Genomic DNA, 18,537 nt, shown 5'->3' with positions numbered 1-18,537 from the left:
GAATCATCCAAAGCAAATTGAAGGACATCCAGAATGAACGCCTCGAAGATCATCGCCGCCGCAGCACTCTCCCTCCTGGCCGCCGTGGGCGCGCAAGCCGAAACCTACCAAGGCGTGGCGCAACCGGTGTCGGCCAACAGCCGCGCTCAGGTGAACACCCTGGCCGTGGTTGCGGCACGCAGCGACAACCCCTATGCAGAAGGCTACGGCGCGAGCGCCGCTCCCGTGGTGGTCGGCAGCGCGGACCGCTCGACTGTCCGCGCCGGTGCAGTGGTCGCGGCACACAGCGTGAACCCGTACGCCGACGGCTATGAAGCCAGCGTCGCGCCGACCGTGGCCAGCAGCACGGTGGACCGCGCCGCGATCCGCGCCCAAGCACGGGCTGCAGCGCGCGGCAACGATGTCTCCCTGTAAGCGCAGCGCGTTCTCCATCCGGAAAGCCGGGCCTTGCGAAAGCGGGGCCCGGCTTTTGGGTGTCTAGCGAGGCGTCGAGCGTTCGACGGGGAGCGGCGGCCCATCCTTCGCATCGGCGGGGTTGGACGCCTTGCCGCGGATGCGCGCGACGGTGCGCCGGATCCAGTGCTCGATGTCGTCGACGTAGGTGAACACGGCCGGCACCACCAGCAGGCTCAGCACGGTGGAGGTGATGAGGCCGCCGATCACCGCCATCGCCATCGGCGAGCGGAAGCTGGAATCCGCCGCGCCCAGGCCGATGGCAATGGGCGCCATGCCGGCGCCCATGGCGAGCGTTGTCATGATGATGGGCCGGGCGCGCTTGTGGCAGGCATCGCGCAGCGCGTCCCACCGGCTCAGGCCGTGGTCGCGACGGGCGACGATGGCGTACTCCACCAGCAGAATCGAGTTCTTGGTCGCGATGCCCATCAGCATGATGAGCCCGATCAGCGAGGGCATCGACAGCGCCTTCTGCCCGACCAGCAAGCCGACGAACGCACCGCCGAGCGCCAAGGGCAACGCGCACAGGATCGTGACCGGATGCAGCAGGTCCTTGAACAGCAGCACGAGCACGATGTAGATGCACAGCACGCCGGTCAGCATCGCAAGGCCGAAGCTCGCGAAGAGTTCGGTCATGACCTCGGCGTCGCCGACCTCGGCCACCCGAACGCCGGGCGGCAGGTTGCGGATGGAGGGCAGGGCCATGGCCGCCTTCTTGGCGTCGCCCAGGCCCACGCCCGACAGCTCGATCTCGAAGTTGACGTTGCGCGCGCGGTCGTAGCGGTCGATCACGGCCGGCCCGCCCTCCACCGTGAGCGCCGCGACCTGACCCAGCATGACGGGTCCGCGCGCGCTGGGAACGGACAGGCGTTCGAGCAGGGCGAGATCCTGCCGCGCGGTGTCTTCGAGCTTGACCACGATCGGCACCTGTCGCTGCGCGAGGTTGAGCTTGGGCAGTGCCTGGTCGTAGTCGCCCAGGGTCGCGATGCGCAGCGTCTCGGCGATGGCCGAACTGGTGACGCCCAGGTCGGCGGCGCGGGCGAAGTCGGGGCGTACCGCGATCTCCGGGCGGATCAGGCTCGCGGTGGAGGTGATGTTGCCGAGGCCGGGGATGGTGCGCAGGTCGCGCTCCACGGCGCGCGCGGCAGTCGCCAGCGCAAGGGGATCGTTTCCGCTCAGGGCGAGGATGTATTTCTCGCCCGAGCCACCCAGGCCGACGGTGCTGCGCACGCCGGGCAGGCTCTGGAGGGCGGCGCGGATCTTGTTCTCGATCACCTGCTTGCGCGGCCGGTCGCCGCGCGGGTCGAGCTTGATCGTCAGCGTGGCCTTGCGGGTCTCGGGCGTGCCGAAGTTGGCGAAGGGGTCGCCGCCGGCGCTGCCGCCGCCCACGGTGGTGTAGACGCTCTTGACGTGCTCGATCGCCATCAGGCGGCGCCTTGTTTCCTCGGCCGCGGCCATGGTCTGCGCCAAGGTGGAGCCGGGCGGGAGCGAGAGGTAGACCTGCGTCTGCGAATTGTCGTCGGGCGGGATGAAGCCGGTCTTGAGCAGCGGGATCATCGCGATCGAGCCGAAGAAGAAGAGGGTGGCGAGGACCATGGTCGTCAGGCGATGCCGCAGGCACCATTCGGCCATGCGCATGTAGGCGGCGAGCCAGCGCGGATCCTTCTGCGTGCCCACGATGGGCTTGAGGATGTAGGCGGCCATCATCGGCGTGAGCACGCGCGCCACCACCAGCGATGCGAACACCGCGAGCGATGCCGTCCAGCCGAACTGCTTGAAGAACTTGCCGGCCACCCCGCTCATGAAGGCGGTCGGCAGGAAGACGGCGATCAGGGTGAAGGTGGTGGCGATGACGGCCAGGCCGATCTCGTCGGCCGCCTCCATCGCCGCGTCGTAAGGCGACTTGCCCATGCGCAGGTGGCGCACGATGTTCTCGACCTCGACAATCGCATCGTCCACCAGGATGCCGACGACCAGCGAGAGCGCGAGCAGCGAGATGACGTTGACCGAGAAATCCAGCAGGTACATGCCCGCGAAAGCGGGAATGACGGACATCGGCAGCGCCACCGCCGACACCAGGGTTGCGCGCCAGTCGCGCAGGAACAGCCACACCACGATCACCGCGAGGATGGCGCCTTCATAGAGCAGATGCAACGATCCGTCGTATTCCTCTTCCACCGGCTTGACGAAGTTGAAGGCCTCGGTGAGCTGGATGTCGGGGCGCTGCAGCCGGACTTCGGTCAGCGCCTTCTGGATCGCGGCGCCGACCTCGACTTCGCTCGCCCCGCGGCTGCGAGCGACCTCGAAGCCGACCACCGGCTGGCCGTCGAGCAGCGCGGCGGCGCGCGGCTCGGCGATGGTGTCGCTGATGCGCGCGACCTCGTCGAGCCGGATGCGGCGACCGTCCGACAGCGCGATCTGCATGTCGGCCAATTCGTCGGCCGACTGCACCGTCGCGAGGGTGCGAACGGGCTGCTCGCTGCCGCTCAGGTCGGTGCGGCCGCCGGCGCTTTCGGTCTGCACCTGGCGCAGCTGGCGCGAGATGTCGGCGGCGGTGGCGCCGAGCGCCTGCAACCTGGCCGCGTCGAGGTCGACATGCACTTGCCGCGTGACGCCGCCCACGCGGGTGACGGCACCGACGCCGGGGAGTGCCAGCAGCTTCTTCGAGATGTCGTTGTCGACGAACCAGGAAAGCGACTCCGCATCCATGCGGGTGGAGGAGATGGTGAAGGCCAGCACCGGCTGCGCCGCGAAATCGAGCTTGGTGACGACCGGATCGCGCACGTCGGCCGGCAAGTCCGCGCGCACGCGTTGCACGGCCGAGCGAACGTCGTCGACGGCCTCCTGCACCGGCTTCTCCAGCCGGAACTCGACGATCAGTGTTGCCGCGCCGTCCTGCACCTTGGTCGTGATGTGCTTCAGACCCTGGATGGTGGCGATCGAATTCTCGAGCTTGCGCGCAACGTCGGTCTCCAGTTGCGAGGGCGCCGCGCCCGGCAGCGAGGCCGAGACGGTGACCGTCGGCAGGTCGATGTCGGGGAAGTTCTGCACCTTCATCGCATTGAAGGACAGGAGCCCGGCGAAGCTGAGCAGCACGAAGAGCATGACCGCCGGGATCGGGTTGCGGATGGACCAGGCCGATACGTTCACCGTCGGTGCTCCTTATTTCGCGGCTTCGGCCGCCGGCCTGGTGGCGGGTGCATCGACCACCCGCACGAGATCGCCGTCGTTCAGGAAGCCTGCCCCTTGCACCACCACGCGCGCGCCCGGAGGAAGCACCGTGCGGATCTCCACCCGGTCGCCGACGCGGCGGCCGGTCTCGACCTTCAGCTGCGAGACGCGGTTGTCCGGCTGCATGAGCAGCAGATGGTTGAAACCATCGCGCGGCACGATGGAGGCCTGCGGCACGGTGAGCGCGTTGCTGTGGCCCAGCTGGAAATCCCCGCGCGCGAACATGCCCGCCTTGATGCCGGTGTTCTGCAGCACATTGGGGATGTCGACGTAGACCAGCGCGGCCCGCGTCTTCGGGTCGACTGTCGGCGCCACGCTGCGGACCTTGCCGTTGACTTGCGCGCCGCTGGCGCTGGTGATCGCGACAGGCGTGCCGACGGCGACACGGCCCAGTTCGGCGGAGGTGACTTCGGCGCGCCATTCGAGGCGGCCCTGGCGGATCAGGCGGAACAGTTCGGTGCCTGCGCTGAGCACGCTGCCCACGGTGGCGGAGCGCGAGGAGATGACGCCGTCGTCGGGCGCCAGCACTTGCGTGTTGCGGCCGCGCACCTGCTGCGCGGCGAGCACGGCCTCGGCCGCTTCGACGCGCGCCTTGGCCGTCTGCTCGGAGGTCTGGTACTGGTTGATCTGCTGCTGGCTCAAGGCCCCGGTGGCTTGCAGGGTGCGCGCCCGCGCCGCATTGCCGGCCGCGTCGGCGGCGGTGGCACGGGCCTCGGCCAGCGCGGCGCGCGCCTGTGCGATGTCGGCCTGGATGGTCTCGGGCGAGAAGGTCGCGAGCACCTGACCCTTCTTGACCACGTCGCCCACGTTCACGCGCACCTCGGCCAGGCGCAGGCCGGTGGATTCCGAACCCACGCTGGCCTCCTGCCAGGCTGCGACGTTGCCGTTGGCCGTGAGTGTGACGGCGAGTTCGCTCTGCTCGGGCCTGGCGACGGTCACGGTCAGCGTCGGTCTGGCTGCGGGTGCTGCTGCATTGGCCTGGGCCGCGGTGCCGGGGGCCGGCTTGCCGCGCAGCAACAGGAACAAAGCCGCCGCGATCAGAAGCACGACGACAGGCACGGCGATGAGGGTGGAGCGCTTCATTCTTTTCATGGGGAGGTCGCCGCGGAAGAGGTCTTTGTCATGGCGTCGGGTCGGCTCCAGCCGCCGCCCATGGAGCGGTAGAGCGAAACCCAGGCTTCGGCGCGCTCGCGTTGCAGCGAGACGCGCGCGGTCTGCGCGGCGAAAAGGGTGCGGCGCGAGTCCTCCAGTTCGAACAGGCTTGCCAGGCCGCTCTCGTAGCGCGCCCGGGTTGCATTGAAGGAGGCCTGGTAGTTCGTCACGGCGGCATCGGCGTCGCCGGCGCGCGCATCGGTGCTCTGCAGGTTGATCAACGCTTCCTCGACCTCGCGCACGGCCTGCCGAACGTTGGCGCGGTAGAGGGCGACGGCTTCGTCGTAGCGCGCCTTGGCGGCTTGCTCGTTGGCGGCGAGCGCGCCGCCGTCGAAGATGGGCACTGTGAGGGCGAGGGGGCCGACGGTCCAGGTGTCGACGGTCTCGCTGAAGCCACCGGTGCGAAACTGGAGGCGTCCGATCGATCCCTGCAAGGAGAGTCGCGGAACGCGCTGCGCCAGGGCCGCACCCGCATCGGCGCTGGCGGCGGCGACGCCGAGCTCGGCGGCGTACACATCGGGCCGCTGCGCGAGCGCCTCGGCGGGGACTCTGGCAATGGCATGAATGGCGGGCAAGGGGCGGTCGACGGGCGCGGCGTCCAGCCTGGCTTCGAGCGTGCGCGCGTCGATGCCGCTCATCGAGGCCAGCCCCTGCCGGAGCAGGGCGCATTGCGTACGCTGCTGCGTGAGGCGCGCGGACGCGTCCGACGCGCTGGCGCGCGCGAGCGCCGCATCGGCGGGCGCGGTGAAGCCGGCACGCGCCGACAACTCGGTGAGCCGCGCGGTTTCGGCGCGCGATTGTGTGTCCGATACCGCCACCGCGAGCTGTCGTCGGCAGGCGCGTTCGTCCAGGTAGGTGGTGGCGGTTTCCGCCGCGACCGACACCCGCGCCTGATGCCAGTTCGCGTCGGCGCCCGCGAGCCGGGCCTGGGTCGCATCGCGGCTTGCGCGCAGGGCGCCGAACAGGTCGATCTCCCAGCTTGCCTGCAGGCCGGCCTGGGCCGTGGTGATCGGCGGTGATTCGACGAGCGCAGCGGCCGAGCCGGTGGCGCCCGGCGCGCCACCGACTCCGCTGGTCGGCGAGTTGCTGCGGCTGGCCGACAGCGTGCCGTCGAGCTTGGGCGCGAGCGCCGCGCCGGCGGCGACGCGCGACGCACGGGCTTCGGCGATGCGCGCCGCGGCGCTGGCCACCGTCGGGCTGGCCGCTTCGGCCGCGTCGATCAGTTCGACCAGCAGAGGATCGTCGAGTTGACGCCACCATTGGGCCAGCGTCGGCAGCGAGCCGCCGTGGGGCGGGGGCGTGCTCCATTGATCTGGCGCCGGCGCCGTCACTCGCTCGGGTGGGCGCGGGAGCGCGCAGGCGGAGAGCAGGCAGGCAGCGGCGAGCCAGAGCGCGGGAAACCGTGGGTTCCTCATGAGATCGGGGTTTCGCAAAAAGAGGTGTGGCGGGCGAACGAGGGGATTCGCCGCTGTGCCCGGATCCGGCCGGATGCGCCGATCGAGCCGCGCAGCATAGCAAGACGGAAAAACCCTAAAACCTTTCCCGGATGGGTCTGGAGAATGCCGGGTACGGTTGGGGGGATCGCTCGGTGTCGTTGTCCTCGCTCGGGTCCACGGCGTCTGACGACCGGCCGCTGAGAAGCGTGTAGGACAGCAGCGGATGGAAAGGGGTCGATCTCGCCGAAGCGCATTCACGCGTGGCGCTACGATGCCCGCCATGCCCGCAGCCTCCACCGCCGCCCCAGCTCCGTCATCCGCGCTTCCCCTGGACGCCGAAGGCATCCTCGCGCTTGCGGCGCGGTCGATGTTTCATCTGTTCTCCAGCATCAGCCAGGGCATGTTCCTGGTCGACCGTGGCGGGCGCATCGTGTGGGTCAACGAGGGCTACCGCCGCTTCCTGCCGGCGCTCGGTTTCTCGTCGATCGACCAGTTCCTCGGGCACCTGGTCGAGGATGTGATCCCCAACACGCAGATGCGCCGTGTGCTCGAGACCGGCGAGCCGATCCTGGTCGACCTGCTCACGAACAAGGCGGGTACCTTCGTCGTGAGCCGCATCCCGCTGCGCGATGAACGCGAGGGCGAGGCCGGCGAGGTGATCGGCGCGATCGGCATCGTGCTCTTCGATCATCCGGAAACGACGCTGCAGCCGCTCATCAGCAAGTTCGCCCTGCTGCAGCGCGACCTTGACGATGCGCGGCGCGAGCTGGCGAGCCAGCGCAACAACCCGCTGTACCAGCACTCGCCCGACGGGCGGCGGCGCTCCAAGTACACCTTCGCCAGCTTCATCGGCAGCAGCGCGGCGGCGGTGGAGGTCAAGCGCCACGCGCGGCGCGCGGCGCAGTCGTCCAGCCCGGTGCTGCTGCTGGGTGAGACGGGGACCGGCAAGGAACTGCTGGCGCATGCGATCCATGCCGCGTCGGCGCGCGCGGCAGGGCCGTTCGTCAGCGTGAACATCGCTGCCGTGCCCGATACGCTTCTGGAAGCGGAGTTCTTCGGCGTCGCGCCCGGCGCCTTCACCGGCGCCGACCGCAAGGCGCGCGAAGGCAAGTTCAAGCTGGCCGACGGCGGCACGCTCTTTCTCGACGAGATCGGCGACATGCCTGTGGGCCTGCAGGCCAAGCTGCTGCGCGCCCTGCAGGAAGGCGAGATCGAGCCGCTCGGCTCGAACAAGCTGGTGCCCTTCGATGCGCGCGTGATCGCCGCGACCTCGCGCGACCTCGCGGCACTGGTGCGGGAGGGGCGCTTTCGCGAAGACCTGTATTACCGGCTCAACGTGTTGCCGGTGCGCGTGCCGGCGCTGCGCGAGCGGCGCGCCGACATTCCCGCGCTGGTCGAGGCGCTCGGAGACGACATGGCGCTGCGCAGCGGCGAAGCACCCCCCGAACTCACGCCCGACGCACTGGCGCTGCTCGCCGCGCAGCACTGGCGCGGCAACATCCGCGAACTGCGCAATGTGCTGGAGCAGGTGACCATGCGCAGCGACTCGCCACGCATTGACGCGGCACAACTTGAACGCATCCTGCGCGAGGCCGGCCAGGAGAAGATCGCGCCGCCCGAAATGCCGGCCGCCGCGGATATGGAATCCGAAGAGGGCGCGATGCTTCTCAGGCCGCTCGCACAGCAGATCGGCGAACTGGAGCGCCGCGCCATTGCCGCCGCCATGGCGGCCACCGGCGGCAACAAGCTTGCCAGTTCGCGCCTGCTGGGGATCTCACGTGCGACCCTCTACGAACGTCTGGAAAACCCTGACTGAGAAACATGCAATTGTCTGAAATTCAGGCAAGCGATTTGTCCTGATTCCAGACGATGCAAGGGGCCGCGAAGGAAAAATCCTTTGCAATCAATGCGATGGCGATTGGCATGAAGTGTGCAATATTCAGCCATCATCATCAGGAGACAAAGAATGCAACGTCGACACCTCGTCGCCATGGCTGCGCTCGCCACCATGGCCGCTTCGGCATGGACCGTCCCGGCCTGGGCGCAATCCAACGAGATCCGCATCGCGCACATCTACAGCAAGACCGGCCCGCTGGAAGCCTATGGCAAGCAGACGCAGACGGGCCTGATGATGGGCCTGAACTATGCGACCGAAGGCACGATGATGGTCAACGGCAAGAAGCTGGTCGTGATCGAGAAGGACGACCAGGGCAAGCCGGACCTCGGCAAGTCGCTGCTCGCCGCGGCTTACGCCGACGACAAGGCCGCGATCGCAGTGGGCCCCACCTCGTCGGGCGTCGCGCTGGCGATGCTGCCGGTGGCCGAGGAGTACAAGAAGATCCTGCTGGTCGAGCCCGCGGTGGCCGACTCGATCACCGGCGACAAGTGGAACAAGTACATCTTTCGCACCGGGCGGAATTCGAGTCAGGACGCCATCAGCAACGCCGTGGCGCTGGACAAGACGGGCGTCACCATCGCCACGCTCGCGCAGGACTATGCCTTCGGCCGTGACGGCGTGAAGGCATTCAAGGACGCGATCAAGAAGGCGAAGATCGTCCACGAAGAGTACTTGCCGCAGAACACCACCGACTTCACGGCCGGTGCGCAGCGCATCATCGACAAGCTCAAGGACCAGCCCGGCCGCAAGGTGATCTGGATCATCTGGGCCGGCGCCGGCAACCCCTTCAAGATCGCGGACCTCGACCTGAAGCGCTACGGCATCGAGATCGCGACCGGCGGCAACATCCTGCCCGCGATGGCGAGCTACAAGCAGTTCCCCGGCATGGAGGGCGCGACCTATTACTACTTCGGGATCCCGAAGAACCCGGTCAACGACGCCCTGGTGTCGATGCACTACAAGGAGTTCAAGACGCCGCCGGACTTCTTCACGGCCGGTGGCTTCTCGGCCGCGACGGCCCTGGTGACCGCGCTCAAGAAGACGGGCGGCGACACCAACACCAACAAGCTCATCTCGACCATGGAAGGCATGAGCTTCGAGACGCCGAAGGGCAAGATGACCTTCCGCAAGGAAGACCACCAGGCAATGCAGAGCATGTACCACTTCAGGATCAAGGTCGACCCGGCTTTCGCATGGGGCGTGCCGGAGCTGGTGCATGAGATCAAGCCGGAAGAGATGAGCATTCCCATCAAGAACAAGTAACGGTGGGGGGCTCTCCCCCCAGGCTGCGCGCACTTCGTGTCGCTTCGCCTGCCCCCTCGCCGGGGGCGACACCGGCGGACCGGCCGAGCCGGATCCGCGGTGTCTTTGGAACTCATTTGTCATGCTTGAAACCATCGATCTCACCGTTCGCTTCGGAGGCCATGTCGCGGTCAACGGTGTCAGCTGCAGCTTTGCGCCTGGCACATTGACGGCGATCGTCGGGCCGAATGGCGCGGGCAAGACCACGTACTTCAATCTCATCTCGGGGCAGCTCAAGGCCACGAGCGGCACGGTGTCGCTCGACGGGCAGGTGCTGTCGGGGCTGAGTGCGTCGGCGCGCACGCGCGCGGGGCTCGGCCGGGCTTTTCAGCTGACCAACCTGTTTCCCCATCTCAGCGTGCTGGAGAACGTACGCCTCGCCGTGCAGGCCACGCGCGGCGGCGCTCACCGGCGCGGGCTCAATCTCTGGAGCATCTGGAGCGACCACCACGCGCTGACGCAGCGGGCCGACCAGATCCTCGCCGACGTGGCGCTCAAGGCCAAGGAAAACGCGACGGTCGCGAGCCTGCCGCACGGCGACCAGCGCAAGCTCGAGGTGGCGCTGCTGATGGCGCTCGAGCCGAAGGTCTTCATGTTCGACGAACCGACGGCCGGGATGAACGCGGCCGAAGCGCCGGTGATCCTCGACCTGATCCGCGCGCTGAAGAAGGACAAGACCAAGACAATCCTGCTCGTGGAACACAAGATGGATGTGGTGCGCGAACTCGCGGACCGGATCATCGTGCTGCACAACGGGCAGCTGGTGGCCGATGGGGAACCGGCCGAGGTCATTGCCTCGCCGGTCGTGCAGGAGGCCTATCTGGGCATCGCGAAGGAGACCGCATGAGTGCCGCCCTTCTCGAACTGCAGGGCGTGCACACGCACATCGGCGCATATCACATCCTCCACGGCGTGGACCTCGCCGTGCCCAGGGGCCAGCTCACCATGCTGCTGGGGCGCAACGGCGCGGGCAAGACGACCACGCTGCGAACCATCATGGGCCTGTGGCATGCGTCGCAGGGCCGCGTGCGCTTCGGCGGCAAGGACATCACCGCGCTGCTCACGCCGCAGATCGCCGGACTCGGCATCGCCTACGTGCCCGAGAACATGGGCATCTTCTCCGACCTCACGGTGAAGGAGAACATGCTGCTCGCCGCGCGCGGCGCGAAGAACGCCGAGCAGATGGACGACGCGCGGCTGAAGTGGATCTTCAAGCTGTTCCCGGCGGTCGAGAAGTTCTGGAACCACCCCGCCGGGAAGCTCTCGGGCGGCCAGAAGCAGATGCTCGCCGTCGCCCGGGCGATCGTCGAGCCGCGCGAGCTGCTCATCATCGACGAGCCCAGCAAGGGTCTCGCGCCCGCCATCATCAACAACATGATCGACGCCTTCAGCGAACTCAAGCGCAGCGGCGTCACGATCCTGCTGGTCGAGCAGAACATCTTTTTCGCGCAGCGGCTGGGCGACACGGTGGCCGTCATGGACAACGGGCGCGTGGTGCACAGCGGGAGCATGGCGGCGTTCTCGGCGGACGAGCAGCTGCAGCAGTCGCTGCTGGGATTGGCGCTATGAAGATCGACTTCGACTGGAAACCCCTGGCGCTGGTGCCGGTGCTCGCGCTGATCGCGCTGCCGCTGACCGGCTCTTTCTCGACCTGGCTCACGTTGACGGTGGCCGGGCTCGCGATGGGCATGATCATCTTCATCATCGCCTCGGGCCTCACGCTGATCTTCGGGCTGATGGACGTTCTCAATTTCGGCCACGGCGTCTTCATCGCGCTCGGCGCCTTCGTCGCCAGCAGCGTGCTCGGCGCCATGGGCGACTGGACCGGCTCGCAGGAACTCTGGCGCAACCTGGTGGCGGTGTTCCCCGCGATGCTGGTCGCGATGGCAGTGGCCGGCGCGGTGGGCCTGGCTTTCGAGCGATTCATCGTGCGGCCCGTCTACGGCCAGCATCTCAAGCAGATCCTCATCACGGTGGGGGGCATGATCATCGGCGAGGAGCTGATCAAGGTCATCTGGGGGCCGGCGCAGATTCCGCTGCCCTTGCCCGAGGCGCTGCGCGGCTCGCTGCTGGTGGGCGACGCGGCCATCAGCAAGTACCGGCTGTTGGCGGTCGCGGTGGGCATCTTCGTCTTCGCCGTGCTCGCGTGGACGCTGGCGCGTACCAAGATCGGGCTGTTGATCCGCGCCGGCGTGCAGGACCGCGAGATGGTCGAGTCGCTCGGCTACCGCATCGCACGCCTGTTCGTCGGTGTCTTCGTGGTCGGCAGCGCGCTCGCGGGCCTGGGCGGCGTGATGTGGGGGCTGTTCCAGCAGAATCTGATTCCGCAGATGGGCGCGCAGGTCAATGTGCTGATCTTCATCGTGATCATCATCGGGGGCCTCGGTTCGACGACGGGCGCGCTGATCGGCGCCTTGCTGGTCGGGCTGATGACCAACTACACGGGCTTCCTGCTGCCGTCCGCGACGCAGTTCGCGAGCATCGCGCTGATGGTGGCGGTGCTGCTGTGGCGCCCGCAGGGCGTCTATCCCGTTGCCGGCAGCCGCTAGGAGGAGTGACATGCTGACCCGTCTTCTTTCCAAGGACATGCCGCGCAGCCGCGTGCTCGCCGTCCTGCTCGTCGCTCTCGTGTTGAGCCTGGCCTTCGCGCCGTTCATCTTCCCCGGCGTCAAGGCGCTGAGCGTGGCGGCCAAGGTGCTGGTCTTCATCGTGCTGGTTGCGAGCTTCGACCTGTTGCTGGGCTACACCGGCATCGTGAGCTTCGCGCACACGATGTTCTTCGGCATCGGTGCCTATGGCATCGCGATCTCGGCGACGCGGCTGGGGGCAGGGTGGGGCGCGGTGCTGCTGGGGCTGGGCGCCGCGCTGGTCGTCTCGCTGCTGCTGTCGCTCGCGATCGGCCTGTTCTCCCTGCGGGTGCGCGCGATCTTCTTCGCGATGATCACGCTCGCCGTGGCCTCCGCTTTCCAGACGCTGGCATCCCAGCTCTCGGACTTCACCGGCGGCGAGGATGGCCTGACCTTCAAGATGCCGGCGCTGATTTCGCCGAGCTTCGAGTTCTCCGATGAGCCCTTCCTCGGCGTGTCGCTCGACGGCCGGCTGCTGTGCTACTACCTTCTGTTCGTCACGGCGGTGCTGCTGGTGCTGGCACTTCTGCGCATCGTGAACTCGCCCTTCGGACGCGTGCTGCAGGCGATCCGCGAGAACGAATTCCGTGCCGAGGCGATCGGCTACCGGGTGGTGGTGTACCGCACGACGGCTTCGGTGCTGTCGGCGCTGTTCGCGACGGTCGCGGGCGCGATGCTGGCGATCTGGCTGCGCTACAACGGACCCGACACCTCGCTGAGCTTCGAGATCATGGTCGACGTGCTGCTGATCGTCGTGATCGGTGGGATGGGCACCATCTACGGCGCCATCGTCGGCGCCGCACTGTTCGTGGTGGCGCAGAGCTACCTGCAGGACCTGCTGCGCATCGGCAGCGAAGCGGCCAGCGGCGCGCCGTGGCTCGCCGCCCTGTTGTCGCCCGATCGTTGGCTGCTGTGGCTCGGCGTGCTGTTCGTGCTCTCGGTCTACTATTTTCCGACCGGCGTCGTCGGCCGTCTTCGCGCGAGGGCAATGCAATGAACGACACCCCCACTTCGAACTACCTGCAACTCGCGGGGCGCGAGATCCACTGGATGGATTGGGGCGATGCCGCCGGCCCGGTGGTGGTTGCCTGGCATGGCCTGGCGCGCACCGCGCGCGACATGGACGATCTCGCCGCGCACTTCGCGGGTCGCGGCTTTCGCGTGATCTGCCCCGACACCATCGGCCGCGGCCTGAGCCAATGGAGCCCGGTGCCGGACGACGAGTACCAGCTTGCCTTCTATGCCCGGATCGCGGCCGGGTTGTTCGACGCGCTGAAGCTCACGCGCGTGCATTGGGTCGGCACCTCGATGGGAGGAGCCATCGGCATGGTTTGCGCGTCGGGGCTGGCCGAGCCGCGGATGAGAACGCGCATCGCCAGCCTGGTGCTCAACGACAACGCGCCGCAGATCGCGGACGCCGCCGTCCAACGCATCCGTTCGTACGCGGGCCAGCCGCCGGCCTTCGACACCGTGCTCGAACTGGAGGCCTTCTTTCGGACGGTCTACAAGCCCTACGGCTGGCTCAGCGACGCCCAGTGGCGCCGGCTGACGGAGACCTCGACGCGGCGACTGCCGGATGGCCGCGTGACGCCGCACTACGACCCGGCCATGGTGCGGCAGTTCATCGCCCATCCCGACGACTACCTGCTTTGGCCGCACTACGACGCCATCGAGGCCCCGGTCCTGTGCCTGCGCGGCGAGGCCTCGGACCTCGTCCTGCCCGAGACGCTGGAGGCGATGCGCGGCCGCGGGCCCGGCGCCGCGGGGCGTCTGCAGGTGCTCGAAGTGGCGGGTTGCGGGCACGCGCCGGCGCTGAATGTTCCTGCGCATCTGGAGCCGATCGAGGCCTTTATCCGCGCCGCCGGCACGTGATCGGAAGCGCCCCGACAATCGGGCCGCAATTTCAATCACGGAGTCTTTCCCATGGCGCTTTCGCTCTACGACGTATCTGTCCCGGTCTTCACCCGCGGGCTCGGCCAACTCTCGCACCTGCTGGAAAAGGGCCTCGCGCATGCACAGTCCAGCGGCATCGATCCCGCCGTGCTGGTCAATTCGCGGCTCGCACCGGACATGTTCACGCTGGCGGGGCAGGTGCAGAGCGCCAGCGATGCGTCCAAGCTCGGCGCGGCGCGGCTGGCCGGTATCACCGCGCCTAGCTTTCCCGATACCGAGACGACTTACGAGGAGCTGCTGGCGCGCATCACCAAGACGCTGGACTTTCTCAAGGGTGTCGATCGCGCGTCGATCGACGGCGCGGAAGAGCGCGCCATCACGATCAAGATGCGCGGCGGCGAAGTGCAGTTGACCGGCCAGCGTTATCTGCTTGAATGGGCGCTGCCGAATTTCATGTTCCACGTCGTGACCGCGTACGGCATCCTGCGCCACAGCGGCGTACCGATCGGCAAGATCGACTACCTCGGCCGCTTCTGAGCTATCCCCCTGCCGGGCTGTCCGCCGACCGAGGCCCCGTCGGCCATCCGCCCAGATGGCGCTCGGCGATGCCGGCCAGCGCCGTGATCCATGCCGGGCTGTCGTTGAGGCAGGGGATGTAGTGGAACTCCTTGCCTCCCGAATGCAGGAAGGCCTCGCGGCCTTCCATGGCGATTTCTTCCAGCGTCTCGAGACAGTCGGCCGGAAAGCCCGGGCACATCACGTCGACGCGTGACACCCCCGCCGCGCCGAGTTCGCGCAGCGTGGGTTCGGTGTAGGGCTCGAGCCACTTGGCGCGGCCGAAGCGGGATTGGAAGGTGACACGGTATTGCGCCGGCGTGAGCTTCAGCCGCTCGGCCAGCAGGCGCGCGGTCGCGAGGCATTGCGACTGGTAGGGGTCGCCGAGGCTGATGTTGCGCTGGGGAATGCCGTGGAAGCTCATCAGCAGCAGGTCGGGCCTGCCGTTGTGCTGCCAGTGGCGTGTCGCGCTCTGGGCCAGGGCCTCGATGTAGAGCGGCTCGTCATGGTAGTCGTTGACAAAGCGGAATTCGGGCAGACGGCGCACCTCCGCGCTCCAGGCGCCGACCGCGTCGATCACGCTGGCCGTGGTGGTGGCCGAGTACTGAGGGTAGGCCTGCAGCACGAGCACGCGGGTTGCGCCTTCGGCCTTGAGTGCGTCGAGCTGCGCGGCCACGGAGGGGCTGCCGTAGCGCATCGCGTCGCGCACGATCACGCGATGCCCGCGTTCGCCCAGCCAGCCCGCCAGCATGGTGGCCTGCTTGCGCGTCCACACCTTGAGTGGCGAGCCTTCGGCCATCCAGATGCTCGCGTACTTGGCGGCCGACTTGGCCGGGCGCGTGCGCAGGATGATGCCGTGCAGGATCAGCGCCCACAGCAGCCTCGGAATCTCGACCACGCGCGGATCGCCGAGAAAGTCCGCGAGGTAGGGGCGAACGGCGGCCGCCGTGGGCTCATCGGGCGAGCCGAGGTTGCACCAGAGGACGGCCGTTCGTGCCTGTGTGGTCTCTGCGAGAGGGGGTTCGGGGCGAAAGGGCATGCGATATTCTCGGTCATGGATTCGACGACCCCCGACCCCCAGGCGCTCGACGTGAAGCGCATCGCCGCGATTTCGCTGGACCTGGACGACACCCTGTGGCCCATCTGGCCCACCATCGAGCGTGCCGAGCGCGTCTTGCACGAATGGCTGGTGCGCGAGGCGCCGAAGACGGCCGGCCTGTTGCTGACACCCGGCGTCCTGCGCGAGTTGCGCGAGGCGACAGCCAAGGAACGCTCGGATCTCGCGCACGACTTGAGCGCGCTGCGCCGCGAATCGATCCGCACCGCGTTGCGGCGCGCCGGCGAAGACCCCGAGCTGGCCGACCCCGCCTTCGACGCCTTCTTCGCCGAACGCCAGCGCGTGACGCTCTACGACGATGTCCTGCCTGCGCTCAAGTGGTTGAGCGAGCGCTATCCACTGGTGGCCATTTCCAACGGCAACGCCGACATCCATCTGACCGGGGTGGGGCGCTGGTTCCGCTCGGCTTTCAACGCGCGCGCGTTCGGCAGTGGCAAACCGCATGCGCCGATCTTCCGCGCCGCCGCGGCTTCCGTCGGATTGCTGCCGAAGGATGTTCTGCACGTCGGCGACGATGCGGCGCTGGACGTGGTCGGCGCGCTCGATGCCGGCATGCAGGCCGCCTGGCTCGTGCGCGACGAGCGGCCCTGGGAACACGGCGCGAGGCCGCACTTGATCATCCCGAATCTGCACGCGCTGTGCATTGCGCTGGACTCGGCCTAGGGGCGCTTGGCGCCAGTCGTCGCATTCGTGTGTTCGACTCGCGCCGGTTCAGCGTGGCGCAGCGGCGCGGGACAGGGTATCGGCCAGCGTGTTCTGGAGATTCAGATTTCTCATCATGCCCATTGCGTTGCTGCTCGCATTGATCACGGTCTGATTCACGATCTGCTGGTTGTTCAGTGTGTTCTGGATGATGGTGCCGCCGGTCGCACCGTTCGCCGCGCCGGGCTGGACGAAGTTGCCGGGACCGTTCTGCACCAGATTCAAGGTCGCGAGCTGGCGGTTGAGCTGCGCGGCCTGGGCGGTCGTGAGGTCCGTGACCCTGCCGAAATTGAGCGTCGTCTGCGTGATCAGAGCGCCGTTGATGTAGACGGCGCGCGTGATGCCCAGGCTGACCAGCAGGCCGCCGCCCGCATCGAAGCCGCCGCGCAGCACGTCCAGGCGCTTGTCGCTCACCGCCATCCATATGGCGCCGTCTCTTTCCGACGCCGGTTTTCCATCGGCGGCGGAGGCTGAGAAGCCCGGAATGCTCATGAGCACCAGCGTGAGTGCCGGGATGAGCAGTTGCGCGATGCGGCGTGCTTTCATCAGAACTCTCCCGGCCCCAGCTTGGGCAGGCCGATGCCCCCATCTCTGTTGAGTCCCTCGCCGAACGGTGCGCGCGGTGCCACGCGCCAGTCGGCCGCGACGTTGAAGTGCGCCTGCTCCATGCGGTTGTGAACCACGAAGAGCAGGTGGTTCTTCCAGTTGGCTTCGAATTCCTTGCGCGGAACGGCGCGGGTGCCGTTCGCCGGATCGCCGATCAGTACACGGTCGGCCTGTAAGCCCTTGACGACCACGAAGTGGTGGTAGCCGTTCTCGTTGATGAGCACGATGGCGGGAACGCGCGCCTCGTTGAGCTTGTCGAGTGGCTCGACGAAGCCGTCGGCCTCGAAGCCGTGCGCCGCCAGGTAGCGCTTCATGTCAAGCAGCGAAAAGCCTTCGGTGTGAATCTTCTTCTGGTCGCCGCGCGCGTACATTTCCTCGAACACCTGCTGCTCGCTGACCGGATAGTCATAGTGATGCGTCAGCAGCGTCGCGACCGCTGCCGATCCGCAACTGAAGTCGAATTGCTGAAGCATCGTGCGAGCGACGCGGGCCCTCTGGATGCTTGTGACGGGCAGGGTGACATCGCCGCCGGCTCCGATGGACGGGAAATACGCGCGCTCCGCGGGAGCCGAGGCGGCTCCCGCGAGCAGCGCGAAGAAGAACCAGAGCTTGCGCATGACGCGGCCTCAGTTCATCTGCATGTGGACAATGAGCGCGTTCTGGATCAGCACGTTCGCTCCGGAGTTCTGGATGACCACCGGAATGCCGCTCATGCTGGAAAACGCGCCGGAGCCGATCATGTTGCTGCCCGTGTTCACGTGGCTGGCCGTGTTCTCGGCCGTGGTGCCGGCCAGCGTCATGTCGTTGGTGACGACCTGGGTGCCTCCGCGATAGGCGGCAAGCGCACTCGGGTCGACCGGCGCGGCGAAGGTCGCGGCGGGGCCGCCTGCCTGCTGCGCGATCCCGTTCGCCGACACCGGCGTCTGCGCCGCGGCCGGAAGCATCCAGCTGGATGCGAGGGCCAGGCAAACGAACCCGGACCGGATGATGGACTTCATGATGTCTCCCTTCGGTCTTCGTTGGGAGCGTGCCAACAGCCACCGGCGACCTGCAAGCGCAGACCGCCGGTGAGACCCGCTGGCCGCGACCTTGTCGGTCCTACGGTTGTCCTACGTGCAGGTTGGCCTGAACGTTCACGCTTTGCTGGACCAGCGAGGACATGCCGCTGTTCTGGTTCGCGACCATGATGCCGGCTGCCGTCTGCCCGACGCTCGACATGGTGTTGGCCATGCTGAACGTTCCGGCATTGACGGTGTTGGTGCCGCCCGCGCCGCCGGTGCCGCCTTGGCCCGTACCGCCCGTGCCGCCCTGTGCCGTATTGGTCCCGCCGCTGCCCGCGCCGCCGGCTCCGCCCGTGCCGCTGCCGCCAGCACCGCCGCTGCCGGCAGTGTTGTTGCCGTTGCTGGCGCTGCCATTGGTCGCGCTGCCGTTGGTGCCGGATCCGCCCGCGCCGCCAGTGCCCAAGCCTGCGGTACGAGTTCCGCCGCCCGTGCTGGTCGCCGTGCCGCCCATGCCGCCGGCGCCGCCCGCGCCGCCCGCACCACCCGCGCCGCCGCCGCCGCCGGC

The 18,537-nt window shown here is 67.9% G+C and carries 17 protein-coding genes and 1 pseudogene; 10 read left to right on the top strand and 8 right to left on the bottom strand.

Annotation, left to right across the window (positions count from 1 at the left end; genetic code table 11):
- Positions 1–33 precede the first annotated feature (33 nt).
- A complete protein-coding gene (locus AC1DNF_RS34365) occupies positions 34–414 on the top strand; it encodes a helicase SNF2 (RefSeq protein WP_478153250.1) in 381 nt (126 codons plus the stop codon).
- Between the two features lie 63 nt (positions 415–477).
- Here AC1DNF_RS34365 and AC1DNF_RS34360 read toward each other — a convergent pair whose 3' ends face one another.
- The 3 genes from AC1DNF_RS34360 to AC1DNF_RS34350 are packed head-to-tail and all read right to left on the bottom strand — an operon-like array spanning position 478 to position 6,251.
- On the bottom strand, positions 478–3,603 hold the full coding sequence (locus AC1DNF_RS34360) for an efflux RND transporter permease subunit (protein ID WP_478153248.1): 3,126 nt from the start codon (positions 3,601–3,603) through the stop codon (positions 478–480).
- A gap of 12 nt (positions 3,604–3,615) precedes the next feature.
- Positions 3,616–4,776 carry an efflux RND transporter periplasmic adaptor subunit gene (locus AC1DNF_RS34355; protein ID WP_478153247.1) on the bottom strand — a complete coding sequence of 387 codons (1,161 nt, stop codon included), beginning with the start codon at positions 4,774–4,776 and terminating at the stop codon, positions 3,616–3,618.
- Positions 4,773–6,251, bottom strand: a complete 1,479-nt coding sequence (locus AC1DNF_RS34350; RefSeq protein ID WP_478153246.1) for an efflux transporter outer membrane subunit — start codon at positions 6,249–6,251, stop codon at positions 4,773–4,775. Before AC1DNF_RS34350 ends, AC1DNF_RS34355 begins: the two co-directional genes overlap by 4 nt.
- Before the next feature lie 301 nt (positions 6,252–6,552).
- Here AC1DNF_RS34350 and AC1DNF_RS34345 point away from each other — a divergent pair, with 301 nt between their 5' ends.
- From AC1DNF_RS34345 to AC1DNF_RS34310, 8 genes are all read left to right on the top strand, one after another.
- A complete protein-coding gene (locus tag AC1DNF_RS34345) occupies positions 6,553–8,088 on the top strand; it encodes a sigma-54 interaction domain-containing protein (protein WP_478153245.1) in 1,536 nt (511 codons plus the stop codon).
- A gap of 150 nt (positions 8,089–8,238) precedes the next feature.
- Positions 8,239–9,432: a substrate-binding domain-containing protein gene (locus AC1DNF_RS34340; RefSeq protein WP_478153243.1), complete on the top strand. Its 1,194-nt coding sequence runs from the start codon at positions 8,239–8,241 to the stop codon at positions 9,430–9,432.
- A 121-nt stretch (positions 9,433–9,553) separates the two neighbouring features.
- Positions 9,554–10,318: an ABC transporter ATP-binding protein gene (locus AC1DNF_RS34335; protein WP_478153241.1), complete on the top strand. Its 765-nt coding sequence runs from the start codon at positions 9,554–9,556 to the stop codon at positions 10,316–10,318.
- Positions 10,315–11,040: an ABC transporter ATP-binding protein gene (locus tag AC1DNF_RS34330; protein WP_478153239.1), complete on the top strand. Its 726-nt coding sequence runs from the start codon at positions 10,315–10,317 to the stop codon at positions 11,038–11,040. Before AC1DNF_RS34335 ends, AC1DNF_RS34330 begins: the two co-directional genes overlap by 4 nt.
- Positions 11,037–12,020 carry a branched-chain amino acid ABC transporter permease gene (locus AC1DNF_RS34325; RefSeq protein ID WP_478153237.1) on the top strand — a complete coding sequence of 328 codons (984 nt, stop codon included), beginning with the start codon at positions 11,037–11,039 and terminating at the stop codon, positions 12,018–12,020. The genes AC1DNF_RS34330 and AC1DNF_RS34325 overlap by 4 nt, the downstream gene beginning before the upstream one ends.
- Before the next feature lie 10 nt (positions 12,021–12,030).
- The gene (locus AC1DNF_RS34320) at positions 12,031–13,095 is read left to right on the top strand and encodes a branched-chain amino acid ABC transporter permease (protein WP_478153235.1); all 1,065 of its coding nucleotides are present in this window, start codon (positions 12,031–12,033) and stop codon (positions 13,093–13,095) included.
- Complete coding sequence (locus tag AC1DNF_RS34315; protein ID WP_478153233.1) at positions 13,092–13,970, top strand: alpha/beta fold hydrolase; 879 nt, start codon at positions 13,092–13,094, stop codon at positions 13,968–13,970. Before AC1DNF_RS34320 ends, AC1DNF_RS34315 begins: the two co-directional genes overlap by 4 nt.
- A 51-nt stretch (positions 13,971–14,021) precedes the next feature.
- A complete protein-coding gene (locus tag AC1DNF_RS34310) occupies positions 14,022–14,528 on the top strand; it encodes a DUF1993 domain-containing protein (RefSeq protein WP_478153232.1) in 507 nt (168 codons plus the stop codon).
- A 1-nt stretch (position 14,529) separates the two neighbouring features.
- Here AC1DNF_RS34310 and hemH read toward each other — a convergent pair whose 3' ends face one another.
- Positions 14,530–15,585, bottom strand: a complete 1,056-nt coding sequence (gene hemH, locus AC1DNF_RS34305) for a ferrochelatase (RefSeq protein WP_478153230.1) — start codon at positions 15,583–15,585, stop codon at positions 14,530–14,532.
- Positions 15,586–15,600: 15 nt separating this feature from the next.
- Between hemH and AC1DNF_RS34300 the strand changes: the two genes are divergently transcribed.
- Positions 15,601–16,326, top strand: a complete 726-nt coding sequence (locus tag AC1DNF_RS34300) for an HAD family hydrolase (protein WP_478153228.1) — start codon at positions 15,601–15,603, stop codon at positions 16,324–16,326.
- A 48-nt stretch (positions 16,327–16,374) separates the two neighbouring features.
- Here AC1DNF_RS34300 and AC1DNF_RS34295 read toward each other — a convergent pair whose 3' ends face one another.
- The 4 genes and pseudogenes from AC1DNF_RS34295 to AC1DNF_RS34280 form a co-directional block, all read right to left on the bottom strand.
- On the bottom strand, positions 16,375–16,911 hold the full coding sequence (locus AC1DNF_RS34295) for a hypothetical protein (protein ID WP_478153226.1): 537 nt from the start codon (positions 16,909–16,911) through the stop codon (positions 16,375–16,377).
- The gene (locus AC1DNF_RS34290; RefSeq protein WP_478153225.1) at positions 16,911–17,588 is read right to left on the bottom strand and encodes a C39 family peptidase; all 678 of its coding nucleotides are present in this window, start codon (positions 17,586–17,588) and stop codon (positions 16,911–16,913) included. Before AC1DNF_RS34290 ends, AC1DNF_RS34295 begins: the two co-directional genes overlap by 1 nt.
- A 9-nt stretch (positions 17,589–17,597) precedes the next feature.
- Positions 17,598–17,969: a hypothetical protein gene (locus AC1DNF_RS34285; RefSeq protein WP_478153224.1), complete on the bottom strand. Its 372-nt coding sequence runs from the start codon at positions 17,967–17,969 to the stop codon at positions 17,598–17,600.
- Positions 17,970–18,069: 100 nt separating this feature from the next.
- A pseudogene (locus AC1DNF_RS34280) lies at positions 18,070–18,537 on the bottom strand (hypothetical protein); the annotation flags it as partial.

The sequence above is a fragment of the Variovorax sp. 01T432 genome (genome assembly GCF_056398605.1).
Note: the sequence above shows the minus strand (reverse complement) of the source record. Positions and strands in the feature narration are given on the sequence as shown.

Excerpts from the sequence above, each read along its gene's own strand:
- AC1DNF_RS34365 (WP_478153250.1), top strand. The coding sequence starts at position 34 with ATGAACGCCTCGAAGATCATCGCCGCCGCAGCACTCTCCCTCCTGGCC.
- AC1DNF_RS34355 (WP_478153247.1), bottom strand. The coding sequence starts at position 4,776 with ATGAAAAGAATGAAGCGCTCCACCCTCATCGCCGTGCCTGTCGTCGTG.
- AC1DNF_RS34350 (WP_478153246.1), bottom strand. The coding sequence starts at position 6,251 with ATGAGGAACCCACGGTTTCCCGCGCTCTGGCTCGCCGCTGCCTGCCTG.
- AC1DNF_RS34345 (WP_478153245.1), top strand. The coding sequence starts at position 6,553 with ATGCCCGCAGCCTCCACCGCCGCCCCAGCTCCGTCATCCGCGCTTCCC.
- AC1DNF_RS34340 (WP_478153243.1), top strand. The coding sequence starts at position 8,239 with ATGCAACGTCGACACCTCGTCGCCATGGCTGCGCTCGCCACCATGGCC.
- AC1DNF_RS34335 (WP_478153241.1), top strand. The coding sequence starts at position 9,554 with ATGCTTGAAACCATCGATCTCACCGTTCGCTTCGGAGGCCATGTCGCG.
- AC1DNF_RS34330 (WP_478153239.1), top strand. The coding sequence starts at position 10,315 with ATGAGTGCCGCCCTTCTCGAACTGCAGGGCGTGCACACGCACATCGGC.
- AC1DNF_RS34325 (WP_478153237.1), top strand. The coding sequence starts at position 11,037 with ATGAAGATCGACTTCGACTGGAAACCCCTGGCGCTGGTGCCGGTGCTC.
- AC1DNF_RS34320 (WP_478153235.1), top strand. The coding sequence starts at position 12,031 with ATGCTGACCCGTCTTCTTTCCAAGGACATGCCGCGCAGCCGCGTGCTC.
- AC1DNF_RS34315 (WP_478153233.1), top strand. The coding sequence starts at position 13,092 with ATGAACGACACCCCCACTTCGAACTACCTGCAACTCGCGGGGCGCGAG.
- AC1DNF_RS34310 (WP_478153232.1), top strand. The coding sequence starts at position 14,022 with ATGGCGCTTTCGCTCTACGACGTATCTGTCCCGGTCTTCACCCGCGGG.
- hemH (WP_478153230.1), bottom strand. The coding sequence starts at position 15,585 with ATGCCCTTTCGCCCCGAACCCCCTCTCGCAGAGACCACACAGGCACGA.
- AC1DNF_RS34300 (WP_478153228.1), top strand. The coding sequence starts at position 15,601 with ATGGATTCGACGACCCCCGACCCCCAGGCGCTCGACGTGAAGCGCATC.
- AC1DNF_RS34295 (WP_478153226.1), bottom strand. The coding sequence starts at position 16,911 with ATGAAAGCACGCCGCATCGCGCAACTGCTCATCCCGGCACTCACGCTG.
- AC1DNF_RS34290 (WP_478153225.1), bottom strand. The coding sequence starts at position 17,588 with ATGCGCAAGCTCTGGTTCTTCTTCGCGCTGCTCGCGGGAGCCGCCTCG.
- AC1DNF_RS34285 (WP_478153224.1), bottom strand. The coding sequence starts at position 17,969 with ATGAAGTCCATCATCCGGTCCGGGTTCGTTTGCCTGGCCCTCGCATCC.